This is a genomic window from Pseudoalteromonas amylolytica (assembly GCF_001854605.1).
GTDB classification, from domain to species: Bacteria; Pseudomonadota; Gammaproteobacteria; order Enterobacterales; family Alteromonadaceae; genus Pseudoalteromonas; species Pseudoalteromonas amylolytica.
The window spans coordinates 158,616-181,057 of record NZ_MKJU01000022.1 but is presented as its reverse complement, the minus strand read 5'-3'; the positions used below and the strand labels follow the sequence as shown (position 1 = coordinate 181,057).

Here is a 22,442-nt window from a genome sequence, read left to right as displayed (position 1 = left end):
GATCCACGATGGCCGATGCCTCGTTATTACGTTTACTGGTTTACAGACTCAGCAGGTCTATTAGTCATTGAGTAGTTTGCTTACCTCTAAATTTAATTGATAATCATCATGTTCAAACTCTGAAACCAATGTCTTTTGAATAAACTGGTATAAGGTTTCAATTCGATAACCAAATGTGTGATGCAAGCCTAGGTATATCTTTACCACAGGAGCTCTTGATTGCACCATTGACTTGAATTGCTCATACACCGTTTCACAATCTTTTGCAGTGATGAACTCGGTTTGCCAATGGGCTCCATACAGCATTCGGCATTGAGTAAAGAGCTTGCTGCTAACATGCTTTACCCCTGTATATTTGCGGACAAAGCTTAAATCAGCTCCGGCTGCGATAAGTTCTTTAATTGGCCGAGTCTTTTGTAATTGAATCTTCATTGACGCAACCACTCTATCGACCTTAGCACTATCCACTTCAAGTCCAACCACGTTTTTTTGAATTAACAATCTCATATACAAATTGAGATGAACGGCTTGTAACCGTTGCATTACAACTATCAACTCAGACGGTACCGGAAACATAAAGTAATTGCTTGGAGCTTGCTCCGCATGTTCCATTGCACCACTCAACAAACCTAAAAACTTACTCGCTAAAAGTTGATCATGTTCGAACCTTGCGCCCAAACTCTTTACGTATAATTGAGTCGATACATTAAGCTTTTGTAATTGAGATAAATTTAGTTCCGCAACTAACTCAGCCAACTTTGTAGCAGTATTAAAGTTAACTTTTAGCTCAACTGCTTTTTGACTCGACAGCTTAAGGCAAAACTCATGCAGCTCACATACTGTCAATTCGGTAATAAACACACCAGCCTGCCTGCTAATTCCAAGTTCTTGAACCGCGGAGTCAATACCATCATAAGCGCTAAGCTCACATATCCCCTGAACTAGCAACTGTGCCGCTTCATTTTTGAAATCAAGTGTTCCTTCAAACATGGCTTCCTCCCTTATTGAACTTAGCCAGCTGTCTATCCTTGCGTTGAATGATTCTTGCCAGCTTTTTTAACTTGTACTGTTGCTCACCGTTTACTTTTTCCAGTTCTGTTGAACGCTGCTTAATAGTGCTTACATCATCTAAAAATTGTGCCCATTCAGCGTCGGGAATGAATATACCTTTCACATCGCGGTACGTTATTTTTTCTGCCATCTAATTGCCCCCATCATCGACCTAAATATATGACTGTGATCTGCTCTCGGCTGTGGCCGAGTTCATTAGAAACTTGTAATCGCGCTTGCCTATCAACCTGTTTTTGTTCTGGTGTGAGTTGTTTGCTTGTTGGCCCACCGGCAATTGGAGAGTGCCAACCGGTTAGTTCTAAGTAGCGCTTTTGGGCATACATGTGCCTAAGCCCGTGGTTTTTATCTAGCCCTGCCTGGCTTGTTTGCCGTTCATACGCTTTGAGTTGTTGAATATAGTTTCGGTCGGGGCGGATCAGCGCACCTCCACCGACTTGCTTTTGCACTTGTTGAAGTAGATGTCGCTGAGATTCTGTTCTAATAGGAATGATTCTGGGACGACCGCCCTTTGTCCAGCTGGGTTTTAGCACTAACTGTTCGCCTCGAATGGCATAATTAGGTCGAAATTTAATGGCTTCTTCTCTACGTAAGCCAAACTCTCGCTGCAGCCGAAGTGAGAGCTTAACAAGTGGGTCGCTGACTTTATCAAGCTTATTTTGTTCTAGTTCTTTTGCTTTTGACTCGGTAGGTGTGTAGGTTCGCTTTTCCAAATCCAGTTTGATTGCTTGGTTTGCACCATTGTTAGACTTTGGCAGCATCGAGGCTTTGCCGATTTTTTCCGCCCACCATCTTACATGGCTAAGTCGGTTTTTAATGGTGCCAGCAGATAGCCCTTCTCCTGCCAGCGCTCAACAAGATAGTTTACGTGTTTGGGCTTGAGTGATTGTACTGATTGCAAGCGGTATCCGCCCTGTTTAAGCTGAGCAGAGATCTGGACCAGTACTTTTTTACGCTCAGCCTTAACTCCAAAACTACCGTCTTGGTTTCTGAGCATAAGCCCTTGAAGCTGATATTTTAAATTACTCAATATTTGTTCACTCACCGTGTTTATAAATTCGATTACACGTTACCAACCCAACTAACTATTTGAACCAATATCCAAATGGTAAGTTTTAAATGCCAACTGCACGTTGGAGCGTACAATTTCCGTATAAATACGAATAAAGGCACAACAGTTCAAAATGGCCAAATTAGCCTCGCTTTAGATGCTTCCCGTAGTGGGCGTGCATGATAAAACGCAAATAAAAATGTGCTCAGCACAGGTCAGTTAGGTCATAACATTTCTCCTATTTGGGTTCGTTAGGGATCGCTTAATTCTCTGCAAAACGCAGGTACAAATAGCCACATCTAAGGCATAAAAGTGCCTAAATCAGATTAACTAATTTGTGAAGTAAAAAGCCCGAAAGCTTGGTTTCTAGTTGTGAGTAGATCTCACTGGTATGACAAAGCCAAAGGCTTTGTTTGATGACGCGATGACCGATGTCTCGCTATTGTTGGAATCATGTTTAGAGTGTCATAACGCGCACATAAGCTCAACAAATAATTTCCCCTCTTTGTTCTGCTTTGTTTAGCGCGGGACTTATCACCGCGTCATTCCTCTTTGCTTCGCGGAATGACGCGGTCATTTGTGTTAAAGTTGTAGACTATGAGTTCGAGCAGAATGCTCAAAAAAGGCTTAAAAATGCAAAATAACAACCAACCTAAGACATCCTTGTTTAAGTATGTTGCCTCTGTAAAGCTCCCTATCAACTGTGTTGCATTTAGTGCTGTAACTTTTGTAGTCGTTTATGAGCTTTGGCTTTCAAAGCTTCCTGAGCTATTTTGGTGGGGTGCTGAAGTGTCTTTGATATGTAGTCAGATCTGCTTATCTATTATCGCAAGTTATGTATTCTACTTGTTTGTTGTGCACAAAAAAGAGCTTGATGACTGGCAAGCAATAAAGCCATCAATAACGGCACCTATTTCTACAATTTTGAAATCTCACCAGATGCAATTGCAGCATTTTAAAGATCACACCGATACAGAACTTAATCAGTACCCGACAAAAGATGAGCTAGAAGTTTCATTATCGAAAATATGTCCTAGAGACAAAACTGCGCCCGTGTTTTTGGCACGCATGAATTGTAATGCTAACTGGTACCAATACTTGGAACTTTGCTTACGAGAAAATGACGAGCTTCTTGCACAACTCATCCGTCTATCACATTTTATGGATGGTGAGCTGATCTTCATTCTGCAAAAGTTGCACTCTCTCACGCTTAAAAAAGCGGTATACGAACAAGCAAATATGATTGAGAATCCAAATATGGGTTGGCTTTCTGGCCAATTTTACCAGTATAGCGATGTTTGTAGACAACTCAGTGAATATAAGCGTAATTGCTTAGAATGAAGAACTCTTAGCGGCAACCTGATAATGGAGCCTAATTACTTGCTTAGAGAGTCAAAAACACTCCTATAAGCACTTAGGCCTCTACTTATCACCCCGTTACTAACAGTTTCAACTTCATATGAGTCTATTGGATCAATAGCGCTTTCTTTCCAAGAAGAAAACTCATTGATTATACTTGCAGAAGTTGGTTCTATATTTTCAGGCCACAGTACTTCTCTCTCATTCATATAATAGTCTTTCCTATTTAACTCTTTGAAATCTAGAACCATATAGAACTTATGCCGCCAATATTCTTCGTGTTCAGATAGTGATGTTTTGTATAGATCTGTTTTTATCGCTTTAGCTATCTGATAGTACCTACATAAATGCCTAGCACAAGTTAGCCAGTTTAATCTGTCGGCTGAAGGTGGAGCACACCTCCCTTCATCGGTTAGTGCATCATAAGCCCATTTTAACGAGAGTACAGCTTGTTCAAAAATCTCCATATCCTGTGCCATTTCCATATCTAATCTCTGTTTTTTAACATTGGAGCGATATGTCATATAAGCGATAAAAATTGACAGTGGTGTCAGGCCGGAAATAACAACTTTCACTAGTTCTAAATTTATTACCACACTCACTCCAAAATATTAACAATCTGAATAAATACCATATATCAGCCGTTTAACTAAGAACCTGCAACTTTAGAACTTCCATTGTTTAAAGCTTTTACGCTCTCATGCCTTTCACTTGTGAACTCGATACAACTGCTTGGAATAGTTATGGTATGTACTCCATTGAACAAAGAGTGATATTGAGTTGAATTTTTTAAACTAAAATATGGGCCTGAGAAGGTATCATGAAATGACTTACACTTTATCTGAATTTTCCCATCATTAAGACCTTCGTTTTTACTCATTGATTCAATCTGGCTTTTTGCATCTTCTAGCAACTCTTTAGCGTCAATATGCCCCACCACTCCTGCAGGTAAGATTGCTGTAATTAGAAACGCAAGTACCGAATAAACAATAATTGCAACCTGTAATCCTCCCTTTTGCACTGAGTTCGGCTGAATATTTTCAAGTGGCGTAATCAAGTCTATGTCTCTTACTATATTTTCTTTACGCTTTTGTTTTTTTAATACTTTATTAAACTTGTTTCTCACCCAGTTCATAACCCTATCAGTCAACAGGCACGCTGATATACCAAAACAAAAAAGAAGTAAAAGGCCGGTTAAAAAAGGCTCTTGCATATAGATCGTCACTGAATATGACAGGACTTGTTCGAAGGTCAATGGGTAGTAATCGGGATCGACTCTCAATACCTTAAGATACTCGACATAATAAACAGTTCCTTGTAAGTAGAAAAAGATGCTCAATAGCCAAATATGCTTTTGTAAAAAGTTGACCATGCGTCCAATCAATTGAGATAAATTCACAGCGTCTCCTTCCTTAAACAATGTCGATTAAGCATAACTTTTCTCATAGTCTGAACTAAATTGTCAATCTGAAGGTACTCCACGCAAGAAACTAGAGGGGAAATATCTAAAGCCTCAACCACGGCGAAACGCACCACCTCCTAGACTTGTTCACTTTTTAGTGTGTACCACTACTACTCAAAGGCTTTTCATCAGACATGCTCAAAATAACTTGCATCATATAGTCATGAATTGCTTCACTTTCATCATCTGACACACCTTTCAACACAGCTCGTTTTGAAACGCACTCGACACCAAATCGCTCAAAGTCAGTTTGACCAACACAGAAAAATACATTTTCACCATTCAGATCATGCTGAAACGTTACTGGCTCAACTCCAAGCTCAATCTTTTCCATTACAACGGCTACCTTTAAAAAACTTAAAAATGATTTTGGCCAAACTACGTTTTGGTAAAAATCTATCTATTTATATTTAAACACTATATTTAAAGGCATCACCAGTTAAAAGTGATAGATCACTAAGTTTTCAGCTTTGATCACTGATTTAGACTGAACGTAAAACACCTATCACTGATTTATCCACACGGTACTCTAAAGGCGTTGCAAAGAGCGCCTTCAGACTCTCGAGTTGCTTAAATCCGGAATACTCTGACTTTTATTCACCTGAAGAAGCCAACAGAAAGTCTGCGTGCTTTATTTCTTGAGCTTCAGACACGACAAAGCCCTGCATCGAGGCAGTTCTGATTTAGCTTTGCGAAAGCTGAATTAAGCTATAGGAATATCGCGGTATCGCTCGATTGGAGGTGCTTCGCGCTCTTTTTTGGGGATTATCGTTCGGCGCTCTTTGGCTTTACTTGCCTTCACTTCACCAAATACAAACTTTGCTACACGACGTACTTGCTCTTTTGTCACAGACAACAAACCAAGTGGCCGCATGGTTTCAATTAAAGACTTTACCGTCATATACGCCCACCCCAACTTTTTAGATAGTTGAGAAATGCTTTGTTGGTAGGTATCTCGTTTATTACGTGTAGATAGTTTGCTAGCTTTTATTTTACTACTGATCAACGCATGTAGCATCAACATTTTGTGTTGATGACGAGAGTCATATCGGCTTTTTGAGTCGAATAAATGTAACTGAAGACCAAAGAGGGGAAGAGTATTCACTGCTTGTTGGCCATGAATGATTTGCGTGTAGCTTTGAAGTAGCCGGTAGCCTAGTGGATGTTTTAAATTAAGCCTCAATGTACGGCTGTAGCCTTTTGTACATTCTTCAAGCAGCAGAGGCTGTTTTTCTTTATTTTCAGCGCTGAGAAGCTGTGTCAGCGCACTTTTTACCGCGTTGATGGAATAGCAAAGGTGTTTTGCAATAGATGAAACGCTGGAGTTAAATTTTCCGTGTTTAGCGTGGTGATAGGCAATATGGCCCAAAACTAATGTCTGGGTATCAGATTTAGTTTCATGCAGCACTTCTAACGAGAAGAAAACTTGCTTCTTTTTACCTTGGTTGCCCAAGTTTTGCTTTGCACTTGGTGCAAATTTATTTTTTTGGTTGTGACTCAACTCATTTTCGACAGGAACGTCGTCAGCAAATTTTTAACTACCTACTAGACACAGGATTACCCTACGGCTAAGATAGCCATATAAACACTTTCGAATGTTTATGAAAGCCGCGTTGGAAACTTAAGTCGCCAAACTTAATCTGAGTTTCTTTATCGCGGTTTTTTGCTTTCTGGCGTTCGCTAAATCGCCTCCGTCATGCGCGACAAAGTTATAGATTTTGTAGGAAATGGGTGTTTTTGTAGGAAACGGTATTTTAAAAATGCGCGCTAAGCGAGAGGGGATGGTGCCCAGAGGCGGAATCGAACCACCGACACGAGGATTTTCAATCCTCTGCTCTACCGACTGAGCTATCTGGGCATAAACACTATGTCAAGTGACTCTAGGGTGAGTACTTGAACAAGCTTTTGGCTTGCTTAAGAATTAAATGGTGCCGACTATCCGAGTCGAACGGATGACCTACTGATTACAAGTCAGTTGCTCTACCAACTGAGCTAAGTCGGCACACTTAATAATGGTGCCCAGAGGCGGAATCGAACCACCGACACGAGGATTTTCAATCCTCTGCTCTACCGACTGAGCTATCTGGGCAAAAATACTTTTTAAAGAAAATCACTCTAAATAGGATTTTCAATGCTATCCCGAATGGCTCTACTAACTGAGCTATCTGGGCAAAAACACTTTTTAAAGAAAACCTAAGCAGAATTTTCAATACTACACTAAACCGTTCAACTAATTGAACCATCTAGATTAAAATTTTTTGCTTATATTTTTATTCCTAGCGAGGAAATGGTGCCGACTATCCGAGTCGAACGGATGACCTACTGATTACAAGTCAGTTGCTCTACCAACTGAGCTAAGTCGGCGCACCGAAAGATGGTGCCCAGAGGCGGAATCGAACCACCGACACGAGGATTTTCAATCCTCTGCTCTACCGACTGAGCTATCTGGGCAAAATACTTTTCAACACAACCCTGAGCAGTTTTAATCACTTCGCTGTCTGGGCGTGCGGCGTATTAAAAGGGTTTTGCCCTTTTAAGTCAACCCTTTTTTTAAAACCAGCGTGCGTTTGCACAGTTTTCAGACAGAGTGAGCAAAAATACACTCTTTTGCCTAAGCTTTGGTCAATAATGAATGAAACATACTTGTTCATAGTAAAATCGCACCGACAGCGTTAGCAGCTAAAAACGTAGAGAAATTGTAGATATACAGTGTTACGATTGGATAAGTAGTATGCTTTAGAGCTATTCAGCGCAGAATAGCAAAGACTGGAACACTTCAATAATGCAAAATGCTTCGCAAATAAAAATACCGAGCCTGATGCCGTTAATTTTCATTACGGCACTAATAACCGGCGCAATGTGTGCCACTGCCAGCTTTTTTATACCCACAACTCAAAAAGCACCACAACTGGATATTCAAGCAACTAAGCTATCCGCACCTTTGGCAAGCTTGATGGTTAAGTCAGGTTTTGACGATGCGAAAAAAATGCTAGCCAGCGTTGAGTATGCAACCGATGATATTCAGTACTACTTATATAGTCATACTGGTGCCAGCAAACCTGAAATTATTTATCAGTCATCAAGCGATGTACCAAGCACCCTTTCTACCGTTGATACTCGCCATGATAACAACACCATAGTGACCCATCAGCCTTTGCACCTTGATGGGCAACTAGTGGGTGAGCTTATATTGCGCTATCAAAGTACGAGTAGCTCATCATTGGTATGGCTTGGCTATGCGGGCTTTATTTTAGCCGCTCTTGTAGCGTTGTTGATGGCTTGGCTTAGCAGTCGCCGCGTGGCAAATGGGTTAGTTAAACACAATCAACAACTGCAAGAAGAACTACAAAGCATTATAAACAGCCAAGACTACCACGCTCATATCTCATCACAATTAGGTTTTGGCCTTAATCACATTGCTGGCCTTATCAATCAGTTGCTCGACCAAATACAGTCTGTAATTGATAGCGACCAAGAAGTTCATAAAGAACTTAAGCAATTACAAACCAGTTTAGAAACAGAAGTTCAGGCGCGTACTCTGGCGCTTGAAAAGGCCACCCTAAACGCTGAGCGCGCAAGTGAGGCAAAAACCACCTTCCTTGCCACCATGAGTCATGAGATAAGAACGCCTATGAATGGCGTCATTGGCACCATTGATCTATTGAGGCAAACCGAGCTGGATGGCGCACAACACAGGCTCAGCACCATTATTAGAGACTCAGCGTTTTCTTTATTGGGTATCTTGGATGATATTCTAGACTTTTCAAAAATCGAAGCGGGTAAATTACAAATCGACAGCCGCACATTTTCAGTGACCGAGACCGTTGAAGAGGTGGCTCGAGTGCTGTCATCGGTTGCTAAAAAAAGAAAGTTAGACCTACAACTATCCATAGCCCCTGATATTCCCAACAATTTAGTTGGCGATACAGTGCGCGTTCGCCAAGTACTGTATAACCTGTGCAGCAACGCCATTAAGTTCACCACCACAGATGAAGACAAGCAAGGGTTTGTTAGGATTTCTGCTGAAGTGGCTCAGAACACCTCAGAGCATTACACCTTACGCTTTACCGTAAGCGACAACGGTAAAGGTATGGATCAAAAGCAACTTAGAGAAATTTTTAACCCATTTATTCAAGCCGAGGGCAGTATTACCCGTGAGTTTGGGGGGACTGGGCTGGGACTATCCATTTGTAAAAGTTTAATCGAGCTGATGCTCGGCTCCATTCATGTTTCTAGCGACATCGGCATGGGCAGTGAATTTATCGTTGAACTACCCTTTAGCACCGACGGCCAAGTGCAACACGTGAACAAGAGTGTGCTCAATCAAAAAGAAGTGGTCATGATCACAGACAACAATGACCGCCAAAAGATACTACAACGCTACTTGTCGTTTATGGGGGCAAAAACTACAACCCATAATTCATTTGACGACGCCGATGATTTTCAACATAAGCAGTCAATCATTTGGGTCCTTGATGGACTTGAAAACATGGCCGATGTAAACGATCAAATCCGCTCACTGCTTTACTCGCTTGAGAACAACAATCAGCAAGTCATTGTGCTCAGCACCATGGATGAAGCCGCTATCAACCATAAAAACATTTTTTACCTCAATGCCTCACCATTGTGTAAAACCAGTTTTATGACCGCTGTGCTTGTTGCAGCTGGGTTACATCAACCAAAGCAACTTAAGCCCACCCGTACACTCAATAACTACCTAAGCGTTGAACAGGCGAAACAACAAAACCGACTGGTATTGTTAGTTGAAGATAACATTCTGAATCAACAAGTGCTGGTAGATCAGCTACACCTACTCGGTTATGGCGTTGAAGTGGCTGAAAATGGTGAGCAAGGTCTAGAGGTTTGGAAAAGCGGCACCTACCCTATCATTCTGACCGATTTACATATGCCCAGAATGTCAGGCTATGACATGGTCAAAGAAATTCGCGACTTGGCTGAAAAAAGCGATGACATCAATGCTCAACCATACATCATCGCAGTCACTGCCAATGCCCTAAAAGGCGAACGAGAGCGATGTTTAAGCGCGGGTATGAACGATTACATCACCAAGCCTGTTGAACTCAATGTGTTAGAAGCCACATTACAAAAGTACGTAGATAGCGTGGCCAGCAAAAAGCCACACCCAGAGGCCGCTACTGAACAGGCACAAGCTACTGAGCAAACGAATGACTCGCAACCTAGTACAAACAGCTGCCCTATCAATCTAGAAACGCTCAGTAAGTACGTGAACTATGACGAGGCAAAGCAGCGTCGCTTCTTCAGAATGTATTTAGAGCAAAGTAGCCAGCTGACACGAGAAATATATGGCGCAGTGATCTCAATGGATCAAGATGCAATCGTGGAGTCTTGTCATCAGCTCAAGTCAATCTCAAATACAATTGGTGCTGAACAAGTGGCTAAGGCTGCCACCGAATTTGAAGCGCAATGTAAAGCGCAACAGTTGGAGTCAGATACGCTGATAGCGTTACGTGATGGGCTTGACCAAGTGTACACACAAGCAACCCTGTTTATTCAAAACTATCTACAAACGCCTGCACCAGACGAAGAATAAAAAAGGGCGCAGAGCGCCCTTTTTTAACAACCTCAGTCACAGCTTACTAGCCCTCATACCAAAGCATATATAACAGCTTGATGATCAATGAAACCATGATCAAAGGTAAAACATATTTGCTATAGCGCTGCATTTTATGTAATCCGAGTGTGTGTTGGTAGCGTTCTAGCAAAGGCACTAAGATCAGTAACGCAACCACTAAAGAAACTAAAATAACGATAATATTCATGAGCTAGCAGATTATTGGTTCGTGTTATCTTGTTATAACACGAACCATAACCACAAAAAAAGCGCAGCTTTCGCTGCGCAGTCGGTTGGAAGTGAACTGATTTGTTAGTCTTAGCCAACCAGCGCCAGCAAAATCCCCGCAGCAACAGCGCTGCCCAATACCCCCGCCACATTAGGGCCCATTGCGTGCATCAGTAAAAAGTTATGCGGATTTGCCTCAAGGCCAACTTTATTAACAACACGAGCAGCCATAGGTACGGCTGATACCCCCGCCGCTCCCACTAATGGATTGATTGGGTTACTCGATAGGCGGTTCATTGCTTTTGCCATAAACACACCCGAGGCTGTGCCAATTGAAAATGCCAGTGCGCCCAGCACCAAAATACCGATTGTCTCAACCGTTAAGAACTGATCCGCGGCCAACTTAGAACCAACCGCTAACCCTAAGAAAATAGTGGTGATATTGATAAGCTCATTTTGCGCGGTGTTGCTCAATCTATCTACCACACCACATTCGCGCATCAGATTGCCAAGGCAAAACATGCCAACTAACGGTGTTGCCGCTGGTAAAAATACAATGGTTAAGCTCAACACCAGCAGTGGAAAGAGGATCTTCTCTTTCTTGGATACCGGTCTTAGTTGTGGCATCTCAATATTACGCTCTTGCTCCGTGGTGAGCGCACGCATAATCGGCGGTTGGATAATAGGCACCAACGCCATGTATGAGTATGCCGCTACAGCGATTGCACCGAGTAACTCTGGCGCAAGTTTAGACGCTAGAAATATTGCTGTCGGGCCATCCGCGCCACCGATAATTGCGATGGCAGATGCATCTTTGAGGGTAAACTCAAACCCAGGCACAAAGTTTAATGCAATCGCACCAAACAACGTGGCAAAAATGCCAAACTGCGCAGCAGCGCCTAACAACAACATTCTTGGGTTGGCTATCAACGCGCTAAAGTCTGTTAGCGCCCCGACCCCCATAAAAATAAGCAGCGGAAACACACCGCTATCTATCCCAATGTAATAAACGTAATAAAGTAACCCGCCCGGCTGCGCCAAGCCCGCCACCGGAATATTAGTTAAGATGGCACCAAAACCAATAGGTACGAGTAACAGCGGTTCAAACCCTCGGGCAATCGCCAAGTACAATAATCCACACCCGACAGCCATCATAGCGAGTGCAGGCAGCGTAAAATTGGCAAGCCCTGTGGCCTGCCACAGATTCAACAATCCGTCCATGTCTCTCTCCTACGACAATGCCAGGATAGCTTCACCGGTTGCCACCGAGTCGCCTTCTTTGACTAATACTTGAGACACAGTGCCAGAGTGTGTTGCCCTGACCTCGGTTTCCATTTTCATCGCTTCCATGATCAGTACGACGTCACCTTTATCTACCTGATCGCCAGCTTTTACCTTGATCTTAAAGATATTGCCCGCAAGCGGTGCGTTCATGGTTTCAGATGAGCTAACCGAAGCCGATTGCGGCATCAATTCGCTGTCTTGTACTTTAACTTCTTTAAGCTCTCCACCTGGTGCCACAACCACATCATAGACTTTGCCATCTACTTGTACGCTATAACGCTCTGCCGCACTTGCTGGCTTTTTGGCAGCTTTCGTTGTCTGCTTTTCGCTCTCACTGGGCGCTTTTACCAAACTAGGCTTAGGCTCGAACGCATCTGGGTTGTTTCTGTTTTTTAAGAATTTTAAACCCACTTGCGGAAACAATGCGTAGGTCAATACGTCGTCGATTTGCTCATCGGCAAGCTCGATTTCATCTTCTTTTGCCTGCTTCAGTAGCTCAGCTTCTAGAGTCTCAAGCTCCGGCTCAATTAAATCTGCTGGACGACAGGTAATTGCTTGCTCACCGTCGAGCACACGAAGTTGCAGTTCAGTATTCACGGCGGCAGGAGTTGCACCATACTCACCTTTGAGCACACCGGCAGTTTCTTTGGTAATGGTTTTATAACGTTCGCCTGTCAGCACATTCAACACGGCTTGCGTACCAACTATCTGTGACGTAGGCGTAACCAAAGGTAGGAAACCTAAATCTTCACGTACGCTTGGGATCTCTTTTAACACCGCATCAAGCTTGTCTCCAGCTCCTTGCTCTTTCAACTGGTTTTCCATGTTAGTCAACATGCCACCGGGCACTTGTGCCAGCAGAATTCGCCCGTCCACCCCTTTTAAGCTGCCTTCAAACGCTGCGTATTTTTTGCGAACTTCTCGGAAATAACTGGCGATATTTTCCAGCTCAGCAAGGTCTAAACCTGTATCTCTAGCGGTTCCTTGTGTGATAGCGACCATGGTTTCTGTGGCGCTGTGACCATAAGTCATACTCATTGATGAAATTGCGGTATCTAGCATATCAATTCCCGCATCAATGGCCTTTTGATAGGTTGCGGTGCTCAGCCCCGTTGTGGCATGACACTGCATTGCGATTGGAATAGACACGGTGCTTTTAAGACCGCTGATCAGCTGCTCTGCATCGTACGGCTTTAATAGTCCCGCCATATCTTTGATACAAATTGAGTGACACCCCATGGCTTCCAATTGCTTGGCTTGCTCTAACCACATATCTAACGTGTGAACAGGACTTACGGTATAAGAAATAGTGCCTTGGGCATGCGCACCAACTTTAATCGCGGCTTTAATGGCTGTTTCTAGATTGCGAATATCGTTCATCGCATCAAAAATACGAAACACATCCACACCATTTTGATGCGCCCGCTGTACAAATTTTTCTACCACATCATCTGCATAGTGACGATATCCCAGCAGGTTTTGGCCGCGTAACAACATTTGCTGCTTGGTGTTAGGCATGGCTTCTTTTAGCGCACGAATTCTGTGCCAAGGATCTTCACCAAGGTAGCGAATGCATGCGTCAAATGTAGCACCGCCCCATGACTCGACAGACCAATAACCTGCTTTATCGAGTTGCTCTGCAATTGGTAGCATATCTTCTAAACGCATCCGTGTTGCGAGTAGCGACTGATGCGCATCACGTAATACCAGCTCGGTGAGTTTTAGTTGTGACATAGTAGGCCCCTGTTATTTTTTTGTTCTGTACTGTGCAATAGCTGCTGTAATTGCTGCGATATGAGCATTTGAAACACCTGAAAAGGATTTCTTAGGTGCACGTGTAGCGACTTCTTCTGGCTGTTGCGGGTCTGATAGTTTTTCCAAACTCTTCACCGCAAAAATTAAAATCGACAAAAAGATAAAAACCCCAACCATACCTGTCAGCATTAAGTTGGCTGCCTGTAGCAATAGGCTCATGATATCCATGCTGCTCTCCCCTTGGATGATGCGCTTTATGACACATCACGATTTATTAATCGCTTTTTATAAATATTTATGCACCATCATAACAAAACAATGTGACATGTAAATAACATTGTAAATTGGTAATACCAAACAAAGTACGTAAGCACTTTCAACCACTTACACAAAGAACAACCGAACACCCGTCATACTTCTGCTATAAATATGAAAAATATTCAAAATAGTGTCACACAATATTACTTTTAAGGACATCTTAATCCTGATGAAAACAACCTTTTATTTACAGTGAAATTGGTAATACCAATAGTTATTTTCATTGCTTTACATCGTACATTATTGAGTTGCTAGCTTTAGACTGTTTTACCCAGCGCAATAAGCTACAATAGCGGCGTTTTAGATAATTCGGAGTTGTTAATGTTCAGGGAAAAATTCACCCTAGATAAAGCATACTTTAGAGAATGTTTTGACGAATCATTACCCTTAAGTGATAGAGCAAAACCTAAGTATCCTCTATTAGTATTTCTAATAGTGTTGGCCACTTTGTCGTGGGTGGTGGTGAAAAACCAGTACTTGGCAAGTTTTTTAGCCCTAATGGCTGTGCTTGAGGTAGTGGCTTTTGTTTATCGAAAACCTTGGTGGGTTGCCAGACAAATGCTCAGTAGAGCCGCGGGCAGTTTAGTGGTTTTAGATATGGATAATGACGGTATTAAGGCGGTTAACCCATATAAGCAGTATCAATTTCTCTGGAGTGAAATAGTAGCAGCTGAGCAGACTGATAAGGGTGTTGTCTTAAAAACAAAGCGAGGAATGCAGTATATTTCTCGGGCAGCAATTAGCCAACAAGCCTTTGATTTTATTTTAGAAAAGACAAAAATATAGCCACTTTGTGGCTATATTTCTTTACAAGCTGTTGGCCTACATATTACCAGAAGGGCTCGACTTTTCAGCTTGTATACGCATATAAATTTCTTCGCGATGTACTGACACATCCTTTGGTGCATTTACACCAATACGCACCTGATTACCTTTTACGCCTAGTACTGTAACGGTAACTTCATCACCAATCATTAGGGTTTCACCTACTCGACGAGTTAGTATTAGCATTCTCTTGCTCCTGTATTCCAATAATTAAAAGATTCCGCGTCTTCGCCATTTTAATGAAAAGTGAGCGTAAAAGTAAGCAAAAAACCGAGCTTTGTAGCACTTTAAGGCAAAAATGTTACGTGCAACCTATTAACAACACGTTGCAGGTCGAGTTCTGCCACTAAAATCGAAGCTTTAATTTCGGTTGTACTCATTAACTTGGGATAAATATCTTCATACGCTAACGCATCTAAAGTTTGCGCAAGTATTTGCGGGTGAGACTTTATACCCAAACCAACAACAGAGACTTTTACCAAGCCCTGCTCAAATGTCATTTCGTTGATATCCTGTGCAAATGGCGCAGACTGCAATACCTCCAATACAACTAGGTGATCATTGCTATGCACAGTAAAAGCATAGTCGAAAATCCCTACTTGGCGACACCATTGATGTAACATATCAACTTCTATTTGTAATTTAGCCAATGCCATCAAAAGCTGACTGAGCATTTTCACATTACTCGTAGTGAACTGATAATACACCGCTTCTTGATTGGCTATGCCTGTTACTGGATTATTTGACACACATCCTTCCTTATAGCTAATCAAAGTTCCCTTGTCAGGTTTAAAACTGGATAACACCCGTAACGGTGTATGATAACGACTAGCAGCTTCCACTGAGCGTTGGTGTAACACCTTAGCGCCGAGACTGGCGAGTTCTAACATCTCTGCATAATGTATTTCAGGCAATCGGCGTGCATTTGCCACTATTCTCGGGTCTGAAGTGTATACCCCATCGACATCGGTATAGATTTGGCACTCATCGGCTTGTAGCACACCGGCTACCTCCACCGCCGTGGTGTCTGTACCACCTCGCCCCAAAGTGGTGATATTCCCTTCGCCATCGCGACCCTGAAAACCCGCGATGATTGCGATTCGATTGTGTTCAAGCTCTTGATGTAGCCGCTCAGTATCAATGTGCTCTACGCGAGCACGACCAGACATGTTATCCGTTTTAATACTCACCTGATCAGCCAATAGACTAACAGCTGAATGACCGCGTTTAATAATTGCCATTGCCAATAGCGCCACGCTCACTTGCTCTCCCGTGGTTAGCAGCACGTCTAACTCCCGAGCGCTCGGTGTACTGTCTATTTGCTTGGCTAGATTTAGTAAACGATTGGTTTCGCCAGACATGGCTGAGACAACAACCACAACCTGATGGCCCTGTTGTTGGGTCTTGATGACGAGTTCAGCGACAGCCTCAATACGCTCTAGTGAGCCTACCGAGGTGCCACCAAATTTTTGAACGATTAACGCCACGAGTTACTGAGTTTTCTCTGCAACCCATTGATTAACACTTGCTAATGCGGCATCTAGGTGCTGAGGTTCTGAACCACCAGCTTGGGCCATATCAGGACGACCTCCCCCTTTACCACCCACTTGTGCAGCCATGTGATTTACAAGTTCACCAGCCTTAATTTTACCAACAAGGTCTTTGGTTACACCTGCGATTAGGCTTACTTTGTCACCATCAGCAACACCTAATGCGATAACACCAGAGCCCATCTTGTTCTTCAAGTCATCAACCATACCGCGTAGCGCTTTAGACTCAGTACCTGCCACGTTTGCCACCAACAGTTTGATGCCATTTACGTCAACAGCGGACTCTAACAATGATGCACCAGCAGCGCTGGCCAGCTTATCATTCAGTTGCGAAATCTGCTTTTCAAGTCCTTTGTTCTTTTCAAGTAAGCTGGCCACTTTCTCCAGCACATTGCTCATGTCACCTTTAACCAGCGCTGCGATCTCACTTAATTGCTGTTCTTGCTCTGCAACATAGTTAATTGCTTCAACACCTGTGACCGCTTCAATACGGCGCACGCCCGCCGCGATACCGCCTTCGGATACGATTTTGAATAGACCAATATCACCAGCGCGGTTTACGTGTGTACCACCACATAATTCAATTGAGTAGTCACCAATTGAAACAACGCGTACTTCATCGTCGTACTTTTCACCAAATAGTGCCATTGCGCCTTTTTCTTTCGCAGCATCGATATTCATAAGCTCGGTGTTTAGTGCAAAATTAGTGCGGATCTGCGCGTTCACCATGTCTTCAACTTCACGAAGCTGTGCTTTAGAAACGCCTTCAAAATGTGAGAAGTCAAAACGTAGGCGATCCGGCATTACTAAAGAGCCTTTTTGCGCCACATGCTCGCCCAATACCTGACGCAGAGCTTCATGTACCAAGTGTGTTGCAGTGTGGTTTTTCTTAATGCTTTCACGGCGCTGTGCGTCGATACGCGCATCAACTTTTTCATTAATACTGATGCTTCCAGTCACTGTGCCGTGATGAGCAAATGCATTACCCAGCTTGGTAGTATCTGTTACCGTAAACTCGCCGCCAGTGACAGTTAATGAGCCAGTATCACCAACCTGACCACCTGACTCCGCATAAAACGGTGTACGGTCAAGTACCACAATACCTTGCTGACCATCTTGTAACATAGATACAGGCTTACCTTCGTGGAATAACTCAACCACAGTGCCTGTGTAATGCTCAGAATCGAAGCCTTTAAAGTCAGTGGTTTTTTCTGATTTTAATTTATCGTTATAGTCAGCACCGAATTTACCTGCTTGTTGCGCTTTTTTACGCTGAACGTCCATGCACTCTTGGAAGCCTTGCTCGTCAATCGTCATGAAGCGCTCACGAGCCACGTCCGCTGTTAAATCTGCTGGAAAACCGTAAGTGTCATACAGTTTGAAAACCAGCTCACCTGGGATCACATCACCTTTAATATCAGCGAGACTCTCTTCTAAAATAGCCAAACCACGGTCTAGAGTTTTGCCAAACTGCTCTTCTTCTATGCGCAATACTTTTTCAATAATAGCTTGTTGTTTCGCAAGCTCAGGGTACGCTTGACCCATTTGCTCGATCAGCGCCGCTACCAGCTTGTAGAAGAACGCACCATTTGCACCTAGCTTATTACCGTGACGAACAGCACGGCGAATAATACGGCGCAGTACATAACCACGACCTTCATTTGAAGGCATCACACCATCAGATACCAAGAACGCACATGAACGAATGTGATCCGCCACAACGCGTAAAGACTTGTCTTCAAGGTCTTGCGCATTAGTTACTTCAGCAGCGGCTTTGATTAGGCCTTGGAACAGGTCAATCTCGTAGTTTGAATGCACCCCTTGCATGATCGCAGAGATACGTTCAAGACCCATACCAGTATCAACAGACTGTTTAGGGAGTGGTTCCATCGTGCCATCAGCATGACGGTTGTATTGCATGAATACTAGGTTCCAGATCTCGATAAAGCGGTCGCCATCTTCTTCTGGTGTGCCAGGGCGTCCGCCCCAAATGTGTTCACCGTGGTCGTAGAAAATTTCAGAGCAAGGACCACATGGGCCTGTATCACCCATAGACCAGAAGTTATCAGCCGTATCGATACGAACGATACGATCTTCTGGCATACCAACCTCTTTGTTCCAAATGTCGAAAGCTTCGTCATCGGTGTGATAAATGGTGACTAGCAGCTTTTCTTTTGGTAGCTGTAGTACTTCAGTTAAAAACTGCCAAGCAAACTTGATAGCATCTTGTTTGAAGTAATCACCAAAACTAAAGTTACCAAGCATTTCAAAGAAAGTGTGGTGGCGTGCTGTATAGCCCACATTCTCTAAGTCATTATGCTTACCACCGGCACGTACACAACGTTGTGAGCTGGTTGCTCTGTTGTATGGGCGACTTTCAGCCCCTAGAAAAACATCTTTAAATTGCACCATGCCTGCATTGTTAAATAACAAAGTGGCGTCATTGCCCGGGATCAACGAGCTTGAAGGCACAACTTGGTGTTGTTGTTTGGCAAAAAAGTCTAAAAACGCTTGCCTGATCTGTGCGGTAGTCATGTGCTGCATGTGATTATTCACCCATTGTTGCTGCTTGCATTGCAAAATCTATTTCTTCATAGCTAAAGCCACGGTACATCATGTAACGTATGCGCTTTGCTTTTTCTTTATAATCGAGTTTTTCTGGGGTTGTAGCATATTTCCTAGCATATGCTTGCTGCGCCAGTTCAAACCAGTCTACTTCCTGAGTTTCAACTAGTTGCATCAAACGGGCTCGATCAACCCCCTTGTTCCCCGCGTCGCTTAGTACCCTTTTAAGACCCAAGCCTTTATTTATCTGTGTTCTTAAAAAGCTCTCACAATACCGATTTTCATCTATATATCCAAGTGATTCGCACCAAGCGAGTAACTTTTCTATAAACGCATCATCGGCACCTTTGGCTTGGAGCTTTTGTGTGAGCATTTTTTTTGAGTACTCTTGTCTGCCTAGCAGCCAAAGTACATAATTTTTTAATTTTTGCTTTTCTTGTTCATCCATTATGCGTCAAAGCGCCCTGAATCTTCCGATTGATGCTTAACATTTTGTTTAGACTCGCCTGAATTATCTTGCTGGTCGATAAAAATAGCCTGATAAGTAACAAAAAAGCTGATGTAAGCGATGGGCATCACCACCAACAGTGGGATCATGCTCAGTGGCATAGACGCCAAAACCAGTAACGCAATAAGTAACCCGTAAACACCGAGCGAGGCCATGTTCGAGTAAAACACTTTCAACGACAATCCCAATGCCTTGGTAATGCGTGTCTCACCTTGAAAAAATACGATGGGCAAAGCATAAGCAAACGCCATGATATTTATTGAGTGTGCGACAAAAAACAACATGACATCTGTTATTGAGATGGTTGCCAATATATTACTAATCAATACTTCAGGCGCTTGATCAGGAGAGGCATTTTGCATCATGCTCAGAGCCTCTTCAAATAAAATGCCGGCTCCCCACGTTAACAGGATCACCACACCTAACTGATAAAGCCCTAAGCGAAACAAATGTAGACGCCGCCCTTTTGCAGAAAATGCAGCGAGTATGCTGGCTAGAGAAATGGCTTGTCCGCGCTGTTTACTCAACACAGCCATGTAAAACCCCGCTGTAAGAAACGGCGCTGCAAATGCAGCAAGCAATTGCAGCGGAGGAGCCACCAACGGGCTCAATGCAACCGCGACCATAAATACATACATCATAATAAATGTCATGGGCTGCATTTTGAAAATTTCCCATCCGGCTTTTAGCCACTGGACGCCCATCGCTGCTTTAAACACTTTAAACTTGGCTGACATGTTAACTCTATGCTTGTAAAAACCCTGTGATTATACCTATTAGAACGCAAAATGCGACCAACAGGTCGCACTTTAAAAACACCTTATCACCAGATCTATTCGGGTTTAGAAATCTTTTTTATGTCCAACATATGTGAACCATGCTTTACTTTGGTTTCTAAATAGCTGCGGTTACCTACATGGCCCGCCTTTATATGCGCTTGAGTACCTACAACTGCCTCAACTTCTATACCCGCATCGCGCAGCGCATTGAGTTTGTTTGGGTTGTTGGTCATTAACTTAACTTTGCTCAACCCCAGTGCATTGAGCATCAATACCGCGTCTGAAAAATCTCTTAAATCATCAGCAAAGCCAAGATGATTGTTTGCTTCGTAGGTATTCATACCTTGCGATTGTAATACATAGGCATCAATTTTATTGTAAAGACCAATACCTCGGCCCTCTTGACGTAAATAAAGTAGCACACCGCCTTGCTGATGCATACTTTCAATACATTCGTTGAGCTGTTCACCACAATCACAACGGGATGAATGAAACACATCTCCAGTTAAACACTCCGAGTGCATTCGAATTAACGGCGTTGCCTGTGTAGTATCCGCCTTGTTAAAAATCAGCGCAACATGTTCCTGACCATCTTTAAGGCCACTAAAAGAAACTATCTCTGCAGGAATATGACTGTGTTGCCCTACGTTTAACTGAACTCTTGCTCTTACTTCTGCCACGACTTAATTAAGACCTTAAAAATAGATAAGTGTTATAATATCACATTATTGTATTGATGACATAGATATGGTGTCTAAATCTAGAAAAACAAGCACCACTACCTCATATCACCACCTAAAACTTCTTCAGTATAGCTTCATCATATTGTTGAATATCCAAAGTGACCTGATACTTGGCAGCCAATGTGTCTAATTCAGCCTGCCAAAGACCCAAATCTTCTAAAGTAATGGTGTTGTCATCTAGCTCCCACAATTGCTTTGAACCGCTATAACTAAATTGCATCGCTAACATTGCATCCACATCGCCCTGTTGCGCTGCTTTTTTAAGTTTAGGCATTTTACGGGTCACTCGGTTGAGTGCTTGTTTGAGATCCCACACATAAACCACCTCATACATAAATGGGTGAGCGCGAAATTTATTCAGCAACCAACCAATAACCAGCGCACTTGTCACCACGCCTAGTAAGTTCCAGTGAAAGTGGCTACCGTCTTGATCTGGAAATAGTACAATCAAAGTTTGTGAAATTCCCAAACTACCCGCTGTTAAGCAAATAATACATGCGAATATCACTTTGTTCAGATGGCTGCGATAACGCGCCTTATCAATTTTTTGTAACTGCATAGTCACCTCTAAAAAACAGGCCGACATTGTATCGCGATCTGCGCGCAAAAAAAATTTTAAAAATATCCACCCCTTTTGGAAAGCTGAACCGTTGTATTAGAAAAAGAAACACATAAAGGGGTGCCATTATGCAAGCCATCGAATACCAACAAAACAACATGAACTACACCAAGCTAGCTTCTGCTATTGCTGGCGGCGTATTGATGACCGGAGCAGCGTTTGTTTTCATGCACAGTTTAATAACACAAGATAATATTCGTGTACCTCAAGCAACACCTACCGAAATCGTAGAGTTGCCACAACTGAAAGAGGACACACCCGTTCAGGAAATCGAAAAGCTACCTGAACCGCCAAAAATGCAGCCACCTCCTGTGCGCTCGGTAGCAGAGCCAAGCTCAGAGCCAACACTGACGACAGGTATACCATTTGCCCCTGAAGTATCAACTACTCAGATAAAAATTGCGGGGCCAACATTTGGTGAACGAGGGCAAGGCGCGACGCCAATTGTTAGAAGTGAGCCTAAGTACCCCATACATGCAGCACGAGATGGTATTGAAGGCTGGGTACAATTAAGTTTTGCTATCTCAACTTCCGGTGAAGTGATTGACATTAACGTGATAGATGCCGAACCTAAACGCACCTTCGATCGTGCCGCCGTCGCTGCACTCAAACGCTGGAAGTACCGCCCTAAAATCGAAAATGGTCAGGCGGTTATACAAAATAACCAAAGCGTTGTGTTAGAGTTCAAACTCGCTCAGTAGTTTTTAGTTGGGGGACACTCCCCCTAAGAGAGTG

At 43.1% G+C, this 22,442-nt stretch carries 23 protein-coding genes and 5 tRNA genes; 4 read left to right on the top strand and 24 right to left on the bottom strand.

Features of this window, described 5'->3' with window-relative positions; translation table 11 throughout:
- Positions 1–60: 60 nt before the first annotated feature.
- The 4 genes from BET10_RS05275 to BET10_RS21765 are packed head-to-tail and all read right to left on the bottom strand — an operon-like array spanning position 61 to position 2,098.
- The gene (locus BET10_RS05275; protein ID WP_070983885.1) at positions 61–990 is read right to left on the bottom strand and encodes a hypothetical protein; all 930 of its coding nucleotides are present in this window, start codon (positions 988–990) and stop codon (positions 61–63) included.
- Positions 983–1,201: a hypothetical protein gene (locus BET10_RS05270; RefSeq protein WP_070983884.1), complete on the bottom strand. Its 219-nt coding sequence runs from the start codon at positions 1,199–1,201 to the stop codon at positions 983–985. The genes BET10_RS05275 and BET10_RS05270 overlap by 8 nt, the downstream gene beginning before the upstream one ends.
- A 13-nt stretch (positions 1,202–1,214) precedes the next feature.
- Entirely contained in the window at positions 1,215–1,829 is a 615-nt protein-coding gene (locus tag BET10_RS05265) for an integrase domain-containing protein (protein WP_240503647.1), read from the bottom strand.
- A gap of 32 nt (positions 1,830–1,861) precedes the next feature.
- Positions 1,862–2,098, bottom strand: a complete 237-nt coding sequence (locus BET10_RS21765; protein ID WP_240503646.1) for a phage integrase N-terminal domain-containing protein — start codon at positions 2,096–2,098, stop codon at positions 1,862–1,864.
- A gap of 654 nt (positions 2,099–2,752) precedes the next feature.
- Between BET10_RS21765 and BET10_RS05260 the strand changes: the two genes are divergently transcribed.
- Positions 2,753–3,460 (top strand): hypothetical protein, encoded by a 708-nt coding sequence (locus BET10_RS05260; protein ID WP_139158536.1) that lies wholly within the window; start codon positions 2,753–2,755, stop codon positions 3,458–3,460.
- A gap of 35 nt (positions 3,461–3,495) precedes the next feature.
- Here BET10_RS05260 and BET10_RS05255 read toward each other — a convergent pair whose 3' ends face one another.
- From BET10_RS05255 to BET10_RS05215, 9 genes are all read right to left on the bottom strand, one after another.
- Positions 3,496–4,074 carry a hypothetical protein gene (locus BET10_RS05255; protein WP_070983882.1) on the bottom strand — a complete coding sequence of 193 codons (579 nt, stop codon included), beginning with the start codon at positions 4,072–4,074 and terminating at the stop codon, positions 3,496–3,498.
- Positions 4,075–4,127: 53 nt separating this feature from the next.
- Positions 4,128–4,877: a hypothetical protein gene (locus tag BET10_RS05250; RefSeq protein WP_070983881.1), complete on the bottom strand. Its 750-nt coding sequence runs from the start codon at positions 4,875–4,877 to the stop codon at positions 4,128–4,130.
- A 157-nt stretch (positions 4,878–5,034) separates the two neighbouring features.
- Positions 5,035–5,274 (bottom strand): hypothetical protein, encoded by a 240-nt coding sequence (locus tag BET10_RS05245; RefSeq protein ID WP_070983880.1) that lies wholly within the window; start codon positions 5,272–5,274, stop codon positions 5,035–5,037.
- A 369-nt stretch (positions 5,275–5,643) separates the two neighbouring features.
- Positions 5,644–6,441 carry a helix-turn-helix domain-containing protein gene (locus tag BET10_RS05240; RefSeq protein ID WP_070983879.1) on the bottom strand — a complete coding sequence of 266 codons (798 nt, stop codon included), beginning with the start codon at positions 6,439–6,441 and terminating at the stop codon, positions 5,644–5,646.
- A 281-nt stretch (positions 6,442–6,722) separates the two neighbouring features.
- A tRNA-Phe gene (locus BET10_RS05235) sits at positions 6,723–6,798 on the bottom strand.
- Between the two features lie 68 nt (positions 6,799–6,866).
- Positions 6,867–6,942 (bottom strand) — tRNA-Thr (locus tag BET10_RS05230).
- 11 nt (positions 6,943–6,953) lie between these two features.
- A tRNA-Phe gene (locus BET10_RS05225) sits at positions 6,954–7,029 on the bottom strand.
- A gap of 199 nt (positions 7,030–7,228) precedes the next feature.
- Positions 7,229–7,304: transfer RNA gene (locus tag BET10_RS05220), tRNA-Thr, on the bottom strand.
- 11 nt (positions 7,305–7,315) lie between these two features.
- A tRNA-Phe gene (locus BET10_RS05215) sits at positions 7,316–7,391 on the bottom strand.
- A gap of 331 nt (positions 7,392–7,722) precedes the next feature.
- On the opposite strand from BET10_RS05215, the gene BET10_RS05210 reads away from it, so the two are divergent.
- Entirely contained in the window at positions 7,723–10,512 is a 2,790-nt protein-coding gene (locus BET10_RS05210) for an ATP-binding protein (RefSeq protein ID WP_070983878.1), read from the top strand.
- Between the two features lie 46 nt (positions 10,513–10,558).
- On the opposite strand, the gene BET10_RS05205 is transcribed toward BET10_RS05210, so the two are convergent.
- From BET10_RS05205 to BET10_RS05190, 4 genes are all read right to left on the bottom strand, one after another.
- A complete protein-coding gene (locus BET10_RS05205) occupies positions 10,559–10,741 on the bottom strand; it encodes a hypothetical protein (RefSeq protein WP_070983877.1) in 183 nt (60 codons plus the stop codon).
- 110 nt (positions 10,742–10,851) lie between these two features.
- Positions 10,852–11,982, bottom strand: coding sequence for a sodium ion-translocating decarboxylase subunit beta (locus BET10_RS05200; protein WP_070983876.1), 1,131 nt, complete (start codon positions 11,980–11,982; stop codon positions 10,852–10,854).
- Positions 11,983–11,991: 9 nt separating this feature from the next.
- The gene (gene oadA, locus BET10_RS05195) at positions 11,992–13,779 is read right to left on the bottom strand and encodes a sodium-extruding oxaloacetate decarboxylase subunit alpha (RefSeq protein WP_070983875.1); all 1,788 of its coding nucleotides are present in this window, start codon (positions 13,777–13,779) and stop codon (positions 11,992–11,994) included.
- Positions 13,780–13,791: 12 nt separating this feature from the next.
- Positions 13,792–14,028: an OadG family transporter subunit gene (locus tag BET10_RS05190; RefSeq protein WP_070983874.1), complete on the bottom strand. Its 237-nt coding sequence runs from the start codon at positions 14,026–14,028 to the stop codon at positions 13,792–13,794.
- A 411-nt stretch (positions 14,029–14,439) separates the two neighbouring features.
- Between BET10_RS05190 and BET10_RS05185 the strand changes: the two genes are divergently transcribed.
- Entirely contained in the window at positions 14,440–14,904 is a 465-nt protein-coding gene (locus BET10_RS05185) for a YcxB family protein (RefSeq protein WP_070983873.1), read from the top strand.
- Between the two features lie 36 nt (positions 14,905–14,940).
- Here BET10_RS05185 and csrA read toward each other — a convergent pair whose 3' ends face one another.
- The 7 genes from csrA to BET10_RS05150 all read right to left on the bottom strand — a co-directional run bounded on the left by csrA (position 14,941) and on the right by BET10_RS05150 (position 21,647).
- A complete protein-coding gene (csrA, locus tag BET10_RS05180) occupies positions 14,941–15,129 on the bottom strand; it encodes a carbon storage regulator CsrA (RefSeq protein ID WP_070983872.1) in 189 nt (62 codons plus the stop codon).
- A 101-nt stretch (positions 15,130–15,230) separates the two neighbouring features.
- A complete protein-coding gene (locus BET10_RS05175) occupies positions 15,231–16,430 on the bottom strand; it encodes an aspartate kinase (protein WP_070983871.1) in 1,200 nt (399 codons plus the stop codon).
- A 3-nt stretch (positions 16,431–16,433) separates the two neighbouring features.
- Complete coding sequence (gene alaS / locus BET10_RS05170) at positions 16,434–19,037, bottom strand: alanine--tRNA ligase (RefSeq protein WP_070984055.1); 2,604 nt, start codon at positions 19,035–19,037, stop codon at positions 16,434–16,436.
- A 4-nt stretch (positions 19,038–19,041) separates the two neighbouring features.
- Positions 19,042–19,506, bottom strand: a complete 465-nt coding sequence (locus BET10_RS05165; RefSeq protein ID WP_070983870.1) for a regulatory protein RecX — start codon at positions 19,504–19,506, stop codon at positions 19,042–19,044.
- Positions 19,506–20,303: a BPSS1780 family membrane protein gene (locus BET10_RS05160; protein ID WP_070983869.1), complete on the bottom strand. Its 798-nt coding sequence runs from the start codon at positions 20,301–20,303 to the stop codon at positions 19,506–19,508. The genes BET10_RS05165 and BET10_RS05160 overlap by 1 nt, the downstream gene beginning before the upstream one ends.
- Before the next feature lie 95 nt (positions 20,304–20,398).
- A complete protein-coding gene (locus BET10_RS05155) occupies positions 20,399–21,025 on the bottom strand; it encodes a GTP cyclohydrolase II (protein WP_070983868.1) in 627 nt (208 codons plus the stop codon).
- Positions 21,026–21,140: 115 nt separating this feature from the next.
- Positions 21,141–21,647, bottom strand: coding sequence for a DUF3087 domain-containing protein (locus BET10_RS05150; RefSeq protein WP_070983867.1), 507 nt, complete (start codon positions 21,645–21,647; stop codon positions 21,141–21,143).
- Positions 21,648–21,775: 128 nt separating this feature from the next.
- On the opposite strand from BET10_RS05150, the gene BET10_RS05145 reads away from it, so the two are divergent.
- The gene (locus BET10_RS05145; protein WP_070983866.1) at positions 21,776–22,408 is read left to right on the top strand and encodes an energy transducer TonB; all 633 of its coding nucleotides are present in this window, start codon (positions 21,776–21,778) and stop codon (positions 22,406–22,408) included.
- Positions 22,409–22,442: the final 34 nt, after the last annotated feature.

Excerpts from the sequence above, each read along its gene's own strand:
- BET10_RS05265 (WP_240503647.1), bottom strand. The coding sequence starts at position 1,829 with ATGCTGCCAAAGTCTAACAATGGTGCAAACCAAGCAATCAAACTGGAT.
- BET10_RS05260 (WP_139158536.1), top strand. The coding sequence starts at position 2,753 with ATGCAAAATAACAACCAACCTAAGACATCCTTGTTTAAGTATGTTGCC.
- alaS (WP_070984055.1), bottom strand. The coding sequence starts at position 19,037 with ATGCAGCACATGACTACCGCACAGATCAGGCAAGCGTTTTTAGACTTT.
- csrA (WP_070983872.1), bottom strand. The coding sequence starts at position 15,129 with ATGCTAATACTAACTCGTCGAGTAGGTGAAACCCTAATGATTGGTGAT.
- BET10_RS05145 (WP_070983866.1), top strand. The coding sequence starts at position 21,776 with ATGCAAGCCATCGAATACCAACAAAACAACATGAACTACACCAAGCTA.
- BET10_RS05165 (WP_070983870.1), bottom strand. The coding sequence starts at position 19,506 with ATGGATGAACAAGAAAAGCAAAAATTAAAAAATTATGTACTTTGGCTG.
- BET10_RS05205 (WP_070983877.1), bottom strand. The coding sequence starts at position 10,741 with ATGAATATTATCGTTATTTTAGTTTCTTTAGTGGTTGCGTTACTGATC.
- BET10_RS05275 (WP_070983885.1), bottom strand. The coding sequence starts at position 990 with ATGTTTGAAGGAACACTTGATTTCAAAAATGAAGCGGCACAGTTGCTA.
- BET10_RS05200 (WP_070983876.1), bottom strand. The coding sequence starts at position 11,982 with ATGGACGGATTGTTGAATCTGTGGCAGGCCACAGGGCTTGCCAATTTT.
- BET10_RS05185 (WP_070983873.1), top strand. The coding sequence starts at position 14,440 with ATGTTCAGGGAAAAATTCACCCTAGATAAAGCATACTTTAGAGAATGT.
- oadA (WP_070983875.1), bottom strand. The coding sequence starts at position 13,779 with ATGTCACAACTAAAACTCACCGAGCTGGTATTACGTGATGCGCATCAG.
- BET10_RS05160 (WP_070983869.1), bottom strand. The coding sequence starts at position 20,303 with ATGTCAGCCAAGTTTAAAGTGTTTAAAGCAGCGATGGGCGTCCAGTGG.
- BET10_RS05190 (WP_070983874.1), bottom strand. The coding sequence starts at position 14,028 with ATGGATATCATGAGCCTATTGCTACAGGCAGCCAACTTAATGCTGACA.
- BET10_RS05150 (WP_070983867.1), bottom strand. The coding sequence starts at position 21,647 with ATGCAGTTACAAAAAATTGATAAGGCGCGTTATCGCAGCCATCTGAAC.
- BET10_RS05245 (WP_070983880.1), bottom strand. The coding sequence starts at position 5,274 with ATGGAAAAGATTGAGCTTGGAGTTGAGCCAGTAACGTTTCAGCATGAT.
- BET10_RS05270 (WP_070983884.1), bottom strand. The coding sequence starts at position 1,201 with ATGGCAGAAAAAATAACGTACCGCGATGTGAAAGGTATATTCATTCCC.
- BET10_RS05210 (WP_070983878.1), top strand. The coding sequence starts at position 7,723 with ATGCAAAATGCTTCGCAAATAAAAATACCGAGCCTGATGCCGTTAATT.